This window comes from Actinopolymorpha sp. B17G11, from assembly GCF_040196095.1.
In the GTDB taxonomy this organism is placed as follows: Bacteria; Actinomycetota; Actinomycetes; order Propionibacteriales; family Actinopolymorphaceae; genus Thermasporomyces.
Genome location: NZ_JBEFTW010000055.1, coordinates 16,900 through 32,301, shown reverse-complemented (window position 1 = coordinate 32,301; position 15,402 = coordinate 16,900). Strand labels below are relative to the sequence as shown.

The 15,402-nt window shown below is 66.3% G+C and carries 16 protein-coding genes and 1 pseudogene; 7 read left to right on the top strand and 10 right to left on the bottom strand.

Features of this window, described 5'->3' with window-relative positions; genetic code table 11:
- Positions 1-108: 108 nt before the first annotated feature.
- From ABN028_RS32930 to ABN028_RS32920, 3 genes are all read right to left on the bottom strand, one after another.
- Complete coding sequence (locus ABN028_RS32930; protein ID WP_349699320.1) at positions 109-915, bottom strand: phosphatase PAP2 family protein; 807 nt, start codon at positions 913-915, stop codon at positions 109-111.
- Positions 916-1,020: 105 nt separating this feature from the next.
- Positions 1,021-1,428: an STAS domain-containing protein gene (locus ABN028_RS32925; RefSeq protein ID WP_349331008.1), complete on the bottom strand. Its 408-nt coding sequence runs from the start codon at positions 1,426-1,428 to the stop codon at positions 1,021-1,023.
- 59 nt (positions 1,429-1,487) lie between these two features.
- Positions 1,488-1,754, bottom strand: a complete 267-nt coding sequence (locus ABN028_RS32920; protein WP_349699319.1) for a hypothetical protein — start codon at positions 1,752-1,754, stop codon at positions 1,488-1,490.
- A gap of 663 nt (positions 1,755-2,417) precedes the next feature.
- Between ABN028_RS32920 and ABN028_RS32915 the strand changes: the two genes are divergently transcribed.
- The 3 genes from ABN028_RS32915 (at position 2,418) to ABN028_RS32910 (ending at position 4,043) form a co-directional block, all read left to right on the top strand.
- Entirely contained in the window at positions 2,418-2,780 is a 363-nt protein-coding gene (locus tag ABN028_RS32915) for a MerR family transcriptional regulator (protein ID WP_349331215.1), read from the top strand.
- A gap of 15 nt (positions 2,781-2,795) precedes the next feature.
- Positions 2,796-3,560: an ATP-binding protein gene (locus ABN028_RS35590; protein WP_502879235.1), complete on the top strand. Its 765-nt coding sequence runs from the start codon at positions 2,796-2,798 to the stop codon at positions 3,558-3,560.
- Positions 3,561-3,893: 333 nt separating this feature from the next.
- Positions 3,894-4,043 carry a hypothetical protein gene (locus ABN028_RS32910; RefSeq protein WP_349699318.1) on the top strand — a complete coding sequence of 50 codons (150 nt, stop codon included), beginning with the start codon at positions 3,894-3,896 and terminating at the stop codon, positions 4,041-4,043.
- Positions 4,044-4,429: 386 nt separating this feature from the next.
- On the opposite strand, the gene ABN028_RS32905 is transcribed toward ABN028_RS32910, so the two are convergent.
- Complete coding sequence (locus ABN028_RS32905; protein WP_349699317.1) at positions 4,430-4,999, bottom strand: hypothetical protein; 570 nt, start codon at positions 4,997-4,999, stop codon at positions 4,430-4,432.
- Between the two features lie 346 nt (positions 5,000-5,345).
- On the opposite strand from ABN028_RS32905, the gene ABN028_RS32900 reads away from it, so the two are divergent.
- Positions 5,346-5,783, top strand: coding sequence for an Hsp20/alpha crystallin family protein (locus ABN028_RS32900; protein ID WP_502877637.1), 438 nt, complete (start codon positions 5,346-5,348; stop codon positions 5,781-5,783).
- Positions 5,784-6,365: 582 nt separating this feature from the next.
- On the opposite strand, the gene ABN028_RS32895 is transcribed toward ABN028_RS32900, so the two are convergent.
- From ABN028_RS32895 to ABN028_RS32885, 3 genes are all read right to left on the bottom strand, one after another.
- On the bottom strand, positions 6,366-6,548 hold the full coding sequence (locus ABN028_RS32895) for a hypothetical protein (protein ID WP_349699316.1): 183 nt from the start codon (positions 6,546-6,548) through the stop codon (positions 6,366-6,368).
- A 101-nt stretch (positions 6,549-6,649) separates the two neighbouring features.
- Positions 6,650-7,699, bottom strand: coding sequence for a hemolysin family protein (locus tag ABN028_RS32890; protein WP_349699315.1), 1,050 nt, complete (start codon positions 7,697-7,699; stop codon positions 6,650-6,652).
- Between the two features lie 5 nt (positions 7,700-7,704).
- Positions 7,705-9,102, bottom strand: coding sequence for a hemolysin family protein (locus ABN028_RS32885; RefSeq protein WP_349331220.1), 1,398 nt, complete (start codon positions 9,100-9,102; stop codon positions 7,705-7,707).
- 420 nt (positions 9,103-9,522) lie between these two features.
- Here ABN028_RS32885 and ABN028_RS32880 point away from each other — a divergent pair, with 420 nt between their 5' ends.
- A complete protein-coding gene (locus tag ABN028_RS32880) occupies positions 9,523-10,767 on the top strand; it encodes an MFS transporter (RefSeq protein WP_349699314.1) in 1,245 nt (414 codons plus the stop codon).
- On the opposite strand, the gene ABN028_RS32875 is transcribed toward ABN028_RS32880, so the two are convergent.
- Positions 10,709-11,203, bottom strand: a complete 495-nt coding sequence (locus ABN028_RS32875; RefSeq protein ID WP_349699313.1) for a hypothetical protein — start codon at positions 11,201-11,203, stop codon at positions 10,709-10,711. The two genes, ABN028_RS32880 and ABN028_RS32875, sit on opposite strands and share 59 nt — an antisense overlap.
- A 77-nt stretch (positions 11,204-11,280) precedes the next feature.
- Between ABN028_RS32875 and ABN028_RS32870 the strand changes: the two genes are divergently transcribed.
- Positions 11,281-12,000, top strand: coding sequence for an alpha/beta fold hydrolase (locus ABN028_RS32870; protein WP_349331224.1), 720 nt, complete (start codon positions 11,281-11,283; stop codon positions 11,998-12,000).
- A 480-nt stretch (positions 12,001-12,480) separates the two neighbouring features.
- A pseudogene (locus ABN028_RS35585) lies at positions 12,481-12,639 on the top strand (DapH/DapD/GlmU-related protein); the annotation flags it as partial.
- Positions 12,640-13,985: 1,346 nt separating this feature from the next.
- On the opposite strand, the gene ABN028_RS32860 reads toward ABN028_RS35585, so the two are convergent.
- Together ABN028_RS32860 and ABN028_RS32855 are read right to left on the bottom strand one after the other, a co-directional pair.
- A complete protein-coding gene (locus ABN028_RS32860; protein WP_349699311.1) occupies positions 13,986-14,879 on the bottom strand; it encodes an SPFH domain-containing protein in 894 nt (297 codons plus the stop codon).
- Positions 14,876-15,106 carry a hypothetical protein gene (locus ABN028_RS32855; RefSeq protein ID WP_349331227.1) on the bottom strand — a complete coding sequence of 77 codons (231 nt, stop codon included), beginning with the start codon at positions 15,104-15,106 and terminating at the stop codon, positions 14,876-14,878. The genes ABN028_RS32860 and ABN028_RS32855 overlap by 4 nt, the downstream gene beginning before the upstream one ends.
- Positions 15,107-15,402: the final 296 nt, after the last annotated feature.

Genomic DNA, 15,402 nt, shown 5'->3' with positions numbered 1-15,402 from the left:
GACGCGACCACCGCGTCAACGTCTGGCACTCCTCATCGCTCAACACAAGCTCAGCCTTCGGCCGCCCAGTCCTCGCCATCCACCAAACCTACACTTACCCGACGAATTTCAGGCGGAGGACACTAGATAGGCGCCGATGAGCCGTGGTGTGCTGAGTTCGACGGGTGGGGTGAGCTCTGCGTGGTCCACCAGTCCGATGGTGAGGACGGTGGCGGCCAGCAAAGCCCCTCCGACCAGGGCCAGGATGGCGACGGTGTGGTGGTGCGGTCGGGCGGGTTCCTGGACGGGTTCGTGTCGTTGTGCGCGGACTAGGAAGTGGCCGCCTGCCGAGGCCCAGACGCCGACGACGAGGAGGGCGGCGAGGGCATCGCTGGGTCGGTGCCAGCCGGCTGACAGGGTGGCGATCCCGGTGAGCGCGGTGTAGATGGTGCCGACCACAGCGGTCAGGCTGCACAGTCGGGGTGGGACGACCAGAACCGCGGCGACGGTCACAGCTGCGGCGACGGTCATGTGACCGCTGGGCAGGCTGTTGGGTGCGCCGATGTTGGTGCCCGCGATGCCGAGGTCCGGCCGGTCGATCACGATGTTCTTCAACACCCGGCTGGTGGCAGTGGCGCCGACGATCAGCAGGGTGGCGACCACGGCAAGCCGGTAGCGGCGACGGGTAACGGCGATGAACCCGATCGCGATGGTCGCGGCGATCAAGGACGCCAGCGATACCGCATCAAGCAGGGTGTCGACCAGATCGGCGACCTGGGAACGGCCGATGCCGGCCGCGCGCAGCACACTGGCGTCGAGGACCTGGCCGTGCGGTGTCCGGATGAAGATCCACCACACCAGCACCAGTCCCACTACCTGGACCAGCGCCAGCACCAGCAGCCAGGCCGCGACCACGCCTCGAACCAGACGCCGCATGGGTGAGCTGTCTCGGCCTGTTCGTCTACGCTGCATGGCTTCATCGCCTTCTGAGGCTGTCGTGGCGGGAACGGTGTCGTCGCGGGGGGACGGTGCGGTGCTTGGCTATGGCCCGTGGCGTGACTGGCTGGTTGTGGGTTGTTCATCGCCGGTGGCCGCCATGGTGGAGGCGGTGCCGTCGGTGTAATCGGTGTTGGGACTGTCCGGGGCGAGGGGGAGATCCAGGTGGTAACGGCCGACCATGAGCTCGATCAGCGGTGGGACCGCCACATACGCCAGTTTCCGGCCGTAGCGGCGTGCCGTCTTGCCGATGATGTCGAGGGCGAGCAGACCGTCCACATCGGTGTGGATGCAGCTGCTGAGGTCGATATCGATCTCGCCTGCGGTAGGGCCGGCGAGGATTCGTCGGAGGTGTTGATGCAGTGTTGGTGTGGTGTGCCGAGTGATCGGACCGAACACACTGACGATGGTTCGACCTTCACGGTGGCTGGTACGCACCCACAGCTCTGACATTTGCCCTCACCTCCGTCATCCGTAGCTGCTGCCGAACGGATCGCGCGACGCGTGCTCGACTAGTTCCGGCGGCGTGGTGTGCCCTGTTGCGCGCACCAGCGCTTGATACGAACAAAGACCAGCTGAGCCTTGGCAACCGGCCCACGAGGCTTCTTCGGCCGTGTCTTGAAACGGCCGAGCAGGTCCTTAGCGGCAGCGATCGGGCGGCGCCCGTCCTTCGGGATCAGCGGGGCGGGTTTCGCCTTGCGCTTTAGGCGGTGGCCGATGGTCTGTGCCGCAGCAGTGACACCTTGGATGCGGCGGCGCAACGTCGCAGGAACGCTCATCGTGTACTCCCTCATTACGGGGCCGCAGCATTCGACTGTGGCTGCTTGGTGGCCGGGGGGCCTCAGGGGTCGTGTGCGCAGGTCAACGTGTCCTGTCGCGACATTCCTGAGGGTGCTGTTGGCTGACTGGTTCCCATGCAGGGAGAGGGCCGGCGGGGCCGGGGCGGGGCGACACTGCCTCAGGGCGCCCCGGCCCCGCCGAAGGCCGCCGCCCAGGGGGGGTGCGCAGCGGCCGGAGGGGATGGTAGTGGAGTCAGGAACTCGACAGCACCAGCTGGTAATCGGCCTGGAGAGTTCTCAATGTGGCGGCTGTCGCCGCGAGGCGACCAGCGGGTGCAGACACCCCCGCAGCCGGCCTGCCGCGGTCAACTCCGCCCCATCCGCTTCATGCTTGCGGTAGGTGTCTAGCGGCATCGCCGCCGGTCGAGCCGCCCTGAGCGGCTGCCGGGTCCATCTGTCCACCTCGGACGGGTCCGTTCGCATCAACATCGCCACCACCTCCTCGTCCAGGTTCTCGATGACTCCGAGACTGGCGATCGACGCGCTAGTTGAGCCTCAACGGCTCAACTAGATCTATCTGTCTAGTACCAGATATCTTTTGTGTCAAGCATCAGAGATTGATCGCTAAGGCCGCAGCAAACCCGTCAGGCAGGAGAACGTCTCATGTCCGCCGACGAGCCACCAGCAGGCAGCACGAACCACGTTCCCACAGGTGAGGACGTCTCTCCTCGCGGAGATCAAGGGCTGTATCCGATCTCGGTTGTCACCGATCTGACCGGCATCGACAGCCAACAACTCCGCCGATGGGAACGCGCCGGCCTGCTCAAGCCACCTCGCTCCGCGGGCGGAACCCGCCGCTACAGCAACAACGACCTCGCCCGGCTACGTCACATCTCCCGGCTCGCCAGCCGCGGTCTCAACCAGCCCGGTATCGCCGTCGTCCTCCACCTCGAAGATCAGCTCCAACAGCTCCGCAGCGAGAACGACCACCTTCGCGAACAGCTCTCCCGAACCCGCCGCCGGTGACGCGTCCGAGCAGCAATGGTCGTCCCCGACCGGACACTTGCGTTAGGGGAGAGACCCCAACCGGGAACTGGCCGGGTAGTAACACAACTGGCCAGTAACCAACGGGGACAACGTGACCCCATGTCAGGGAGGTCGATCCGCGTGTCGGACGCCACCTGGTGGGCACAAGCAAACCTTCCACCCACCGACACCGCACCGAGGGCTGCCCGGCGGCTACTCGAAGAACTCCTGCTGGTCTGGGACCAATCCCACCTCGGCGCACTGGCCGAGGACGCCCGAGTTGTCATCAGCGAACTGGTCACCAACGCCGTCCTCCACGCCAGCGACAGTGGAGATTCCGTGCACCTACTCATCCGCGCGGACCAAGATGGCAACCTTCACATCGCCGTCTCCGACAGCTCGCTCGACCCCCCAGCCAGACGAGAACTGACCAGCCACGCCGAACACGGACGAGGACTGGTCATCATCGGTCAACTAAGCACCCGGTGGGGAGTCGAGGCCGACGAGACCGGCGGAAAACGAATCTGGGCAGACCTCACTCAGCAAACCCCCAGCGACCAGGACAACAGCGAAGGAGCTGCTGCCACGGACCGTCCGCTCGTGCAGGAGCCGCCCCTCCCCTCCAAGCTCGGTGACGAGTTTGCTCGATCCTCGAGAAGCGGCGAGATGCTGGCAACTGCTGGGAGTCCCTCGAAAGGACCGTGTGTCCCTGCCCCGCACTGCCCATGGGCGACCGCAGCCGCCAAGGTCCGCCCAGCAAAGGTTTGGGCCACCACATAGGCGGACAAATGGTGGATAAGCGAGTTCGGATCCGGAGCGACGCGACCGACGGCTGGCACCCGTGGCGGTTCGGATCCAGATCTCCAGCCAGTTTGGAAACGCATCGCCCACAACTCGGTAGCCGGCGAGGATGTTGAGAGGCTTCCTACCAGACCATGTCCCGGCCTCTTCCTGGTTGGTCTGGTCCTTGGGCCGCCTGGGAACGGTCGCCCATTACCCAGGCGGCCCAACGTTCCTCCATCGGAAACATCGGTGACGCGCCGGGAGGCCGATGGCGCGGGGAGCATATGCAAAGGCGGCCGACGTGCATGGTCACGAGGTCGTACGACCTCAGTGTCCGACGCGATCGACTCGGCGAGCCTCGTGGCTGAGGGGGTGGTGGAGTCCACCGGGCGACGGCTGGCGTTCGTTTTCGTCGACGATCTCGACGGCCTGCCGCGGCGGACTCATGCCGGCAACGTGCGCGGCGCCGGGCGGTGCTGAAAACGAAACTTGGAGCCAGCACCAGATCTGCCGCTCCGGCGATTCTCACCCGGATGCGCGCAGGCTCTCCTCCAGTCTCAATTTCTGTCTCATTCGCCGCCGTTCAGGACTGTGCGCGGAGGGTCTCCGGACGCCGCTACACGCCCAAGAGGGCGTGGGCGATCGCACATGAACGCCGCCCCGCACACCTGCTAAGCGGGTTGACGGCTCAACCCTCTCGCGGGTTCGAATCCCGCCGCCTCCGCCCCTACCAGCCGAAACGCACCGAGTGGGCGCCGTGCCGATACCCGACCAGGGTCCGGCCGGCGGCCCTCAGTCTCAGTTTCCGTCTCATCTGCGCCGATCCGGCGCTGCAGTCCCCGAGCCGTCCTGGCTTTCTGTCCGAGCTACTCATCGGTCGGCTGTGCTGTGGTGCCTCGGCCGCCATCGGCGCTACGGATGCGGGCGGAGGTGTGGTCGAGGTCGGCGATCTGGTCGGCGAGTTGCGGGTGGGTGGGGCGAAGCGCGGGTCCAGCCCGGGAAAGGGGACCGATCAGGTCGGCTGCGTCGTTGCTGCCGAGCGCGGCCCGGATGGGTTTGATCTTGTTTTTGGTGGCGGGTTTCAGGGTTGTGAGTGCAGTGATCTGTCCCGCGAGTTGACGCAGGTCGGCGGCGTTGTTGCGTGCCCAGTCGGCGACGGCTCTGTCACCGGCGCGTTGGTGTCTGGTCGCCTGGACGCGCTGCTCGCGGGTGGATGCTGGTGTCTCCCCCGCCCGCGGGTTGAGTCTGAGGTAGCGGCGCTCCGCGGCTTGGCGACTGGCTAGTCCGAGGGCTGGGGCGATCTCCGCCCAGGTGAGGCCGCGGTCGCGGGCGGCGCGCATCAGGGTCGGTTCCCATCCGGCCAGTTCCTCGCGCAGTTGTCGCAGGGACGCAAGTGCCGCCAGCAGGTGCGGTCCATCCACTCCGGACGCAGCCACGTTCCGGTCGGTATCGGATCGCGACTGGTGTGGTGCGCCATGCGCTCGCGGCGATCGGCGCGCGCGCGTTGCCGGCTTTGCTGAGATGCGGCTCATCGTGTCCGCCAAGTGTGCGACCACCTCTTCCGGCGTCGCCGCCAATGGCGTTGTTGGCGTCGGACGGTTGTCTGGATCAGCCGGGCTTGTACGGGCTCGTGCCTGGCGTGATCGGCTGGCCACTCCCCACCTCCGACGTCATCGGTTAGATGACTGAGTTCTTGTCATCGATTGGATGACATGGTACAAGAGGACTGTGCATTGACGGCCACGTCCCAGTCGACGATCAGGAGGTGTACGGACGATGTTGATGCGCACTGACCCATTCCGCGAACTTGACCGCATCACCCAACAGTTCTTCGGCGGTTCGAGCCCGGGCACGTGGTCCCGGCCGAACCCGATGCCGATGGACGCCTACCGGACAGGTGACCAGTTCGTCGTCGCGTTCGACCTGCCCGGCGTCGCGCCGGATGCGATCGAACTCGATGTCGAGCGGAACGTGCTCACGGTGAAGGCCGAGCGGCGGCCGCCGGAGGTGCCCGAGAGCGTGGAGATGCAGGTCGCCGAACGCCCGCTCGGCGTGTTCTCCCGCCAGTTGTTCCTCGGCGACACGTTGGACGCGGACCGGATCGAGGCCAGTTACAACGCCGGCGTCCTGACGTTGACGATCCCGGTCGCCGAGCGGGCCAAGCCCCGCAAGATCGCCATCGCGAACACCGATTCGGGGCAGAAACAGATCAAGGCCTGAGCACACTCTGCGGTCTGTCAGGGGCTGGTGAGCGACTGATGGCTGGAATACACGACGTCCCGGTTGACGAGGCCCGCGCGTTTGTCGACCTCGTGTATGCGGACGAAGACCTGGTACGCACCGAGTTCGACGCCATCGTCGCCGCATGCTGGGAAAGCCCACCACAATGGCCGCCCCGTCCGAAGCGGGCCCCTGCCCGTCCGCGCGAGCCGCAGCCGGACGGACATCAGCCTGAGGCGCGGGTGCTCAACCCGGCTAGCGCAAGGGCACGTGGAACCAGGTGGGCTCGCCAACGCGGCCCTCCGCCAACGGGCCCTCAAACATGCAGGCAAGCGGACAGCAACACGGCATGGACGTCATGCAGCGGGAAGGACTGTACGGAAGGAGGTGGTCACCCACCCGGACTCGGGATCAGGCATCTCACGGGGCTGGCGATGCGGCCGCCCAGCCGAGCACTTGATGCGCCTCGGCCTCCTCGCTCGACACCTCCTCGAGCACGAGCGTTCCTGCTCGGGGCAACGTTCTCCACCGGGTCGCCGCATCGCCTCGCCCCACCCTCCCAGAGCACCCACCGCCCGACAGTCACGGGCGTCTTCGCACTACGCAGGTCAATCCGAACTTCTTGTCGAGTCGCCATTGCGCCGCCCGGTGTTCAGCGCCACGGCGAGTGAGGTACTGGTTCGTGTACGGCTGCTCGTAGTCGGGCTCCGCGTTGTCGGGGTGATCCCTGTACTGCAGCAGGATCTCCCATCGCTTCAGCTTCATGGCCGTCTCCTCCGCGGCGGTGACCATCTCCGATTGTGATGACCCTTCTCCCCGGGCGCACGGTGGTCTACGCACGCCAGTTCCCATAAAACCGGGGTCAACTATCCGTGTGCAGAAGTCCGTATGCCGGCAATCGTCGCCGCGGTCGTCGTTGGTGGGGTGGTGAGGAGTTGGTTGAGGAGATCTTGCAGGGTGAGGATCCCCAGGAGTTGTTGGTCGTCGTGAACCAAGGCGAGGTGGTTGCGGTTGTCGCGCATCGCACTCATCGCGGTGTAGATCGGGGTGTCGGCGGTCAGAGTGGCCACTGGTCGCATCAGCTCAGCGGCGGTGACGTCGGTGGGTGCGGTGAGCGTGTCGCGGACGTGGACCATCCCGACCGGCAGACCGTCCTGGCGGACGACGAGTCTGGAGTGCCCGCTGCTGCGTGCGGCTGTTTTGATCTGTTCGATGGTGGCGGCCGCGTCGATGTGGGCCATCTGCGCGGCCGGGCGCACGATGTCACGGATCGGACGGCTGTGCAGGTCCAGGGCGATCATGAGCTGGTCGTGGCGTTTGGTGTCAAGGGCACCGGCTTTGGCGGAGTGCTGGACCAGCTGCCGCAGGTCGTCGGCGGTGCGGGCGGTGGCTAGTTCGTCGACCGGTTCGACGCCGACCCTGTGCAGGCACCAGTTCGCCAACTGGTTGAGGGTGACCAGCAGCGGGCGGGTGAACCACATGAAGGCCCGCATCGGCAGCGCCAGCAGGGTGGCGGACCTTTCCGGGTGGGAGATCGCCCAGGACTTCGGTGCCATTTCACCGACGACCAGGTGTATGAACGTCACCACGATCAACGACAGGATGAAAGCTGCCACATCGGCCGTGGCTTCCGGCAGCCCCCAGGCTTCCAGGGTCGGGGTCATCACGTGGTGGACAGCGGGTTTGGCGATCGCGCCCAGGGCCAGGGTGCACAGGGTGATGCCGAGTTGGGATCCGGCCAGCAGCAGCGACAGTTCCTGGGCGCTCTTCAGCGCCGCGCGGGCCGAGGCGCTGGTGGCAGCGGCTTCGGCGAGCCGGTTCCGGCGGGCGGCGACCAGGGCGAACTCGGCGGCGACGAAGAACGCGCTGAAGGCGATGATGCCTGCGGAGATCAGCAGGGCGGTCCAGGTGCTCATCCCGGTCACGTGGAGACCTCCGCGGCGGCGCCGCCGTGTTGGCCAAGGCGGGGGTTCCTGGTGGTGTCGGTCAAGTGGAGTTGCACGGTCTGGGGCACGTGGCGGTCTACGGTGAGGACGATCAAGGTCAGCCGCGGGGCCGGGTGGTCGTCATCGGGGCTGGCAGCCAGCTGAAGGGTGATGGCGTCGCCGGGTTCGGGGAGTCGGTGCAGTTGGGTGATGATCAGCCCGCTGATCGTCTGGTAGTCACCGGCCGGCAGGTCGTGGCCGAGGACCCGTTCGGCTTCGTCGATGTGCAGCGTTCCTGGCACCGTCAGGTCGCCGTTGCCGTCGGCGTGCACCTGGTCCTCACCGACCGGGTCGTGCTCGTCGACGATCTCACCGACCAGTTCCTCGGCAACGTCCTCGATGGTGATCACACCGGCGAGGCCGCCGTACTCGTCCATCACGCAGGCGAGTTGTTCACCCGCCTCGTTCAGCCGGGCCAGGACATTGGGCAATGGGCTCGTAGACGGCACCAACACCGCCGGGCGGGCCAGATCACGTACCGGCACGGTGCCCAGATCCTGGGACTCGTCTGCGGCCAGAACATCGTGCAGGCTGAGGACGCCGATCACCTCGTCGATCGACTCGCCCACCACCGGAAGACGGGAGTGGCCGGCGGCCATCACCTCCAGCACCCGGCGAACCGGTTCGGTGCCGGCGATCGCGGTGACGTACGGCCGCGGGATCATCGCGTGCTCGGCGGTGCTGTCGTGGAAACGGAGCACCCGATCCAGTAACGCGGACAGGTCTGCGGGCAGATCGCCGGCGGTACGGGATTCGGCGATGATGTGTTCGAGGTCACGTGGTGTGGCGGCATGTTCCACGTCGTGCACCGGTTCGATCCTCACCAACCTCAGCAGGAGGTTCGCGGCCTGATCGAACAACCAGATCAGCCAGCCGAACCCGGCCAGATACAAGGCGGTGGACCGGGCCAACGCGCGGGCAAGGAGCTCCGGCCGGGCGATCGCCAGGTTCTTGGGGAACAACTCCCCGAACACCATCTGCACCACCGTGGAGAACACCAGCGCCAGGACAGTGCCGACCGCCACGCCGGCCGCCTGCGGAATCCCCACCCCGCCCAGGGCCTTCCCGAGGCCGGCGCCGATCAACGGTTCGGCGACATATCCGACCAGCAGCCCGGTCACCGTGATGCCCAGCTGCGCGCCGGACAACATGAACGAAGTGCGGCCGGTGATGCCGAGCGCGCGTTTCGCGCCGGGGTCACCGGCGGCGACCGCCGCTTTCAGCCGGGACCGGTCCACCGTCATGTAGCTGAACTCTTGCGCTACGAAGTACCCGGTCAACACGGTCAACGCGCCGACCACCAAGACGCCGAGCAGCACGGTCAGCACAACCATCACAGTGGCCGCACCGCCTCAACATGGGCACACGAGGGGCTCACAGCGGCTGGTGAGGGCGGGTCATCACCAGCACCACAGCGCCCAGCCACAGCGCCGCAACCATCGGTACCTTGGGGCAAGTCCATGACCCTTTCACAGGTGGAACGACAACCAGCCGAACCTCAAGTATCCACGAGCAGAGCGCCCGCGCCCGTTCCGCCCAGGATCATCCCGCTCTGAACCTGCCTAGGCGACCATCCCCGTGACGTGCGTGGCAGCTCCTGTCCGGCCGGCGATCGTGTGGCGGCTCGCCACCTGAATGACAGGCGAAAACGACACCGGCACACCGTAGCGGTTCTTTTGACAATGCCGTCCGAGGGGACGGTGTCGTCCAATTTCCGCCAGCAGTCGTGGGCGATGATTCCTAGGGTCACTGGCGTGAGAACCGAATTCAGGGACGATTCCGACCCCGCCCGCGACCTCCGTGGCCCTGTCGTCCTGTTCATGGCGATAGCTGCCGCTGTGGGGACGGCGGCGATCTACCCACTGCAGCCCGCGATTGCTGATGTGGCGATCTCGCTGGGGTCATCGACGGCGGCAGTCGGCGTGGCATTGGCGTGCGGACCGGCTGGCTACCTGGTCGGACTCGGCCTGCTGGTCCCGTTGGTCGATAGGTTCCCTCCTCGGTTCGTGCTGGCAGCGCAGTTCGTCGCATTGGGCGTATCGATCGGCGCGACGGCGGCTGTCTCCACCAGTTGGCTGTTGGGCTTGTGCGTCCTCATGAGCGGGCTGTGCTCGTCGGTCGGCGCCGGCCTGAGCTCGGTCGCCGGGCGCTTGTCCAGCGCTGGTCGCCGCGCGACTGTGCTCGGCATCGTGACGGCCGGGATCTCAGCGGGAATCTTGGCCGGCCGCATCGCTGGTGGCTGGCTGGCCGATACGGTCGGCTGGCGCGGCATGCTACTGACCTTTGCCGTCGCGTGTCTCTCGATCGCAGGAACTGCATTGCTGGTGCTGCCCAAGGTCACGGGTGGTACGCAGAGCGGCTACCTGGCAACCCTTCGGTCCATGCCGGGCTTGTTGGTGCGGTTCGCATCCCTGCGACTGGCCGCTGCCAGGGGGACGGCATGGTTCTTTGCGTTCTGCGCAATTTGGGCAGGCTTGGCGGTTACGTTGTCGGGGCCGCCATACCATTATTCGGCCGAACGGATCGGCCTGTATGCCCTCGCCGGGCTAACCGGGATGATCGCAACCCAGGTTGCCGGGATACTCACCGATCGGCACGGGGCACGCACAGTGATTCTGGTCGGCCTGACGCTGGCCGGCATTGCCGCAGCGGCACTGGGCTTCATCCCTGATAGCCCCGGACTGATGGTCCTCTGGCTGGCGTTGTTCGATGCCGGACTGTTTGCCGCCCAGGTTGCCAATCAGAGCACCGTCCTGGCGATCGACCCACGAGCGCCGGCGCGTTTCAACAGCGCGTACATGATCGTCTACTTCGTCGGCGGGAGTCTGGGCACCGCCTTTGGCGCCGCAGCGGTGGCCTGGATTGGCTGGTCGGGAACCGCCGCCGTCGCAGTTGCCGCGATCGCGCTCGGCGCGGCGATCACCTGTGCAGCAAGGTCAGCTACTCGGTCGAGTTCTGAAGCAGCTCCCTCGGAGTCCTACACCTCAAGGACGCGATAGGACCGCATGTGCGCCGTAGGTCTCCTTTGTCACAGGCAGCGGATGCGCGCTGCCGCATGGAAAGAAGTGCGCGGGATCGTTCGATGCGTTTGGCCGAGTCCTCACCAGCGGCGCAGGAAAGCCGGATCATGTCCCGGCTCTGCTCGATGATCTTCCGCGAACGCACGATCATGTCGCCAGAAGGGGCTGACGTCGCCCGGTACACCTGCTCAAGCCTGATACCCATGATGTCGCTCATGGTGCGTATTTCGGCGATCCGTTGAAGTTGCCGAGCCAGCGCCTGGTCGGAATAGTGGGAAATAGCTTCGTGAACCGGCCCGATCGAGGCATAGTGCATGAACCGGATATCGGCACGCAAGACTTGGATATCGGCATCAACGAGTCCGTCGTTCCGTGCATCCATCGGCAGGACCTTCAGCAAGTCGCCAGACTGCAACAGGCGGAGCTTAACAGTTCTCGGCGAACAGACATACGCGCATCGATGCTGACGATTTCGATTGATACGGTCTGCCCGTGACCCGAAAACGCATGGTCGACGTTTCACCGCTGCGGATCGCCTATCGCGTCGACGGCGACCCTGACACGCCACCGATGGTCCTGCTGCACGGGCTCACCTCTGACGGATCATCGTGGAACTCCGTCTTACCTGCATTCTCCGCACACTGGCGGGTGTACGTCCCGGACCTCCGCGGGCACGGCGAGACCACGTGGCCGGGCGAGTACGCGTTCGAGCTGATGAAGGACGACCTGCTCGGCTTCCTGGACCGACTGGACCTCGAGCGGGCCGTCCTGGTCGGGCACTCGATGGGCGGCGTCGCGGCGTACCTCCTCGCCCAGGAGTACCCCGGCCGGGTCGCCGCGCTCGTGCTGGAGGAGACGCCACCGCCGGTTCCACACCGCCGCACCGTCCCGGAACGCCCACCCGGACCACTGTCCTACGACTGGGCGGTCCGGCCGGCCGTTGTCGGCCAGGTCAACAGCCCCGAGCCGGCGTGGTGGGAACAGCTCGAAGCGATCAAGTCACCCACGCTCGTCATCGGCGGTGGGCCGGCGAGCCCGTTCGACCAGGACGCGATCGCGGCAGTGGCCGACCGCATCCCCGGTGCACGCATGGTCTCGATCCCGGTGGGCCACGGCGTACACAAGGAAGATCCGACGGAGTTCGTCGCCGCGGTCACCGGGTTCCTCGCCGACGCGTTCCCGGGGCGCCGGAACGTGCCGTCCGCTTCGTGAAGCGCGCGTTGTCGCGCGTGAGACCGTCGCCCACACTGGATCTGACCCGCTTGGGAGAGGATCCGGATGAGCGACGACGGTTCGACGATGCCCGACGCCTACTACGACTTCGCGCCATGGGCGTTCTGGCGTACGGCGAACGACGACGAACGCAAGGCGCAACTCGCCTGGCAGGAGGAGCTGGCCGGTCGGGGTGACATCGCCTTCGGCACCGACGTGTTCGTCTCGCCGCTCGCCGCGATCTTCCCGCAGCGCCTCCGGCTGGGTGACGGCTCCTATCTCGGAGCCCATACGTACGTGCTGGTCGACGATCTCGAGATGGGTACGCAGAGCACGCTGAACCCGTACGCGGTGGTGCGCGGGAAGGTACGCATGGGCGACCAGGTCCGCGTCGGCGCCCACACGTCGCTGCTCGGGTTCAACCATGGGACGGCACCTGACCGGCCGGTGTGCAAGCAGCCGACGACGACCAGGGGCATCGTCATCGGCAACGATGTCTGGATCGGGTCCCACGTCGTGGTGGTCGATGGCGTGACCGTCGGCGACCACGCGGTCATCGGTGCTGGTGCCGTGGTGACGAAGGACGTTCCTGACTGGGCGATGGTGGGCGGCAACCCGGCGAGGATGATCCGCGACCGCCGGGAGGTCAGACGTGCGCCGACGGCCGGTGCTGGCGGGCTCGCCGCACGGTTGGAGTCCTTTGCCGACAAGGCGCGATCGCAGGCGCAGGACGTCCTCGCACGCTGCTGGCACGAGAATCCGGATGCCGGCGGCAACGCCAAGGAGGGCGCGAGTACCGGCGAGGTGGCCGCCGAGCTCGGCGGGCTGTTCCTCGACCGGCCGGACGCCTCGCCCACGGTCAGGGCATGGTGCGATGCCGTCGAGATCGCCGATCTGCTTCTGGAGCAGGGATCTCCGCCTCCGCAGGTGCCGGGTGACCGGATCGCCGCGCATCTGCGTTCGTTGCAGGACGCCGAGTCCGGGCTTGTTCCGGAGTACTCCGAGGCCGCGCAACCTTCCCTTGACGGTGGAGCCGCTGCGTACCACATCCTCTGTGTGGGTTACGCATTGCAGCTGTTGGGCACCCGATTCGCCCATCCCGTACGGGCAGTCGCCGACATGGATCCGGCCGACCTGCTCGTACGCCTCGACAACCTGCCATGGGACACCCGTGGCTGGGGAGCGGGCGCGTGGGTGGATGCGTTCGGCACCGGGGTCTGTCGCAACCTCGTCGACTTCGACCTGCGCAGTCCGGTGGAGTCGCTGTTCGGCTGGCTCCTCGCGAACGCCGACCCGTTCCACGCGATGTGGAGCAACCCCGACAGCGGCCAGCGCTGGCTGCAGCCCGTCAACGGTTTCTACCGGTTGACGCGCGGCACCTACGCACAGTTCGGCCTGCCGTTGCCGTATCCCGAGCAGGCCGTCGACACGGTCCTCGCGCACAGCCGGGACCCCGCGTACTTCGGTGAGAGTCGCGGCAACGCCTGCAACGTCCTCGACGTGATCCATCCGCTGTGGCTCGCGGCCAAGCAGACCCCGTCGCGGCGGAACGAAGCCGAGCGCTGGGCGCGGGTTCATCTCGACCGGGCGTTGAACCGGTGGCGCGACGGCGAGGGGTTCGCGTTCGCGCTCGAGCCAGGCGCGGGTGCTCGGCACACGGCCGGCCTGCAGGGTACGGAGATGTGGCTCGCCATCGTCTGGCTGCTCGCCGACTACCTCGGGGAGAGTGAGGCGCTCGGCTACCGGCCACGCGGCGTCCACCGCCCCGAGCCGTTCACCTCCGTCGCTCGCCGTTGAATGACGCTGATCGGCTCCGCGGGGTGCGTGCGTGGGGAGCCCCGCCCCTTTGGATGAGGGGCACCCTCATCTGATGGGACCGTGCATGAGGGGACACTTCATCCGAGAGATTCGCGTGAGGGGCGCCCTCACCCAGCGGTGGTCTGTGTGAGGGTGCCCTTCATCCACATGAGGTCGTGCGTCGAGGATCAGTTGCGAGGCGTGACGTTGATTCCACTCCCCGCCGGAACCGGAACGACGCTGACCTTGCCATCCTCGACCGCCTTGTAGAGCACGTACGCATCCGGGCCGAGGACCTTCACGAGTTCGCGGATCGACTCCAGTTCGGTGCGTACGGTCTCGTTCCGTTGCTTCTGTGCGTTGTTCTGCGCGACGGCCTCCTGTTCGGCAGTCAATGCCGAGCGGATGTTCTCCGGAGGCACCGGTGCCTGCAGGGTAAGGACCGCGTTGCCACATGGGCCGGCGCCGGCGTACGACGGCTGGCAGAAGAAGTCGGCTCCGGCCTGATCCTTGATGAACTCCGAGGCCAGCATGCCTACCTCGTCCTCCCACTTCTCCTTGACCGCGGGATCAGAGTAGAGCTCCTTGTAGCCGTACTTCTTCGACACCGCGTCCATTGCCTTGTCGAGCGGCTGCTTGAGATAGACGTTGAGCATGTTGCGCCAACCGTCGGCGGTCTGCCCACCTTCCATCCAGGACTGGAACTTGATGCCGATCCGTTCGTGGAACTGTCGCAGCGTCTTGCAGTCGGTGTTGAGCGCGAAGGTCGCGACACCAGTCACCGTCATCGTCACATTGTCGTTCGTGACAACGCTGATCGGCGGCCCGTCCGACCCCTCAGTTCCACTGAAGTCGTACGTACGTTGACCAAACGGGTAGGTGAAGTGCAGGTCGCGTGGTCCATCCCAGTTACGGGTGCTGGGACCGACGCAACTTTCGAACTCTGTGTTGGACAATGGACCGGCGTCATAGGTGAGTCCGGCTTCGTCCGGCTGAGTGTTGATGCTGGTGCATCCATTGAGTGCGATGACGGCGCCAAGTGTTGCCGCGACGGTCAGGGCCAGGACCGCGGACTTCCTCATCCACGCAGCTCCTTCTTCTCATAGGTACGGATCTCGTCGATGATGATGGTGCTGAGGTTGGGGTCCAACTCGCGCTGGTCCCAGGCGATGTCCTTCAACCTGTCGACGAGCCCGCGCAGCGCGGCGTTCTCGCGGCGTAGGCGTTCGGCAGTGATGATGGCCGCGGCTCCCAGGCCGAGCACGAGGACGAAGACGACCAGCACCAACGGCATGATGGCGGCACCCATGAGCTCACCCCGGAAAGTGCGGAAACGTGGCCGAGGTTCCCCGCGCCGAAAGGCGAGGGACCTCGGACAAGTGTGTACTATCGCGCGCCGACTGTGCTGCCGGCTCCGCCACTTCCTGTTCGCGTGAGGGGCGCCCTCAGCCAATCGGGTCGGGCGTCGCTCTCTCGGCGCCGAGCCGCTCCGTGTTCATGGTCGCGGTCGGCTTCTCGTTCGCTCCGCGGGTCGCTCGTTCCTCGCGGACCACTACGCTCACTCGGCGCCGAGCCGCTCCGTGTTCATGGTCGCGGTCGGCTTCT

Coding starts and splice junctions, on each gene's coding strand:
- ABN028_RS32930 (WP_349699320.1), bottom strand. CDS start 915: ATGCGGCGTCTGGTTCGAGGCGTGGTCGCGGCCTGGCTGCTGGTGCTG.
- ABN028_RS32925 (WP_349331008.1), bottom strand. CDS start 1,428: ATGTCAGAGCTGTGGGTGCGTACCAGCCACCGTGAAGGTCGAACCATC.
- ABN028_RS32920 (WP_349699319.1), bottom strand. CDS start 1,754: ATGAGCGTTCCTGCGACGTTGCGCCGCCGCATCCAAGGTGTCACTGCT.
- ABN028_RS32915 (WP_349331215.1), top strand. CDS start 2,418: ATGTCCGCCGACGAGCCACCAGCAGGCAGCACGAACCACGTTCCCACA.
- ABN028_RS35590 (WP_502879235.1), top strand. CDS start 2,796: ATGGTCGTCCCCGACCGGACACTTGCGTTAGGGGAGAGACCCCAACCG.
- ABN028_RS32900 (WP_502877637.1), top strand. CDS start 5,346: ATGCGCACTGACCCATTCCGCGAACTTGACCGCATCACCCAACAGTTC.
- ABN028_RS32895 (WP_349699316.1), bottom strand. CDS start 6,548: ATGAAGCTGAAGCGATGGGAGATCCTGCTGCAGTACAGGGATCACCCC.
- ABN028_RS32890 (WP_349699315.1), bottom strand. CDS start 7,699: ATGAGCACCTGGACCGCCCTGCTGATCTCCGCAGGCATCATCGCCTTC.
- ABN028_RS32885 (WP_349331220.1), bottom strand. CDS start 9,102: ATGGTTGTGCTGACCGTGCTGCTCGGCGTCTTGGTGGTCGGCGCGTTG.
- ABN028_RS32860 (WP_349699311.1), bottom strand. CDS start 14,879: ATGAGGAAGTCCGCGGTCCTGGCCCTGACCGTCGCGGCAACACTTGGC.
- ABN028_RS32855 (WP_349331227.1), bottom strand. CDS start 15,106: ATGGGTGCCGCCATCATGCCGTTGGTGCTGGTCGTCTTCGTCCTCGTG.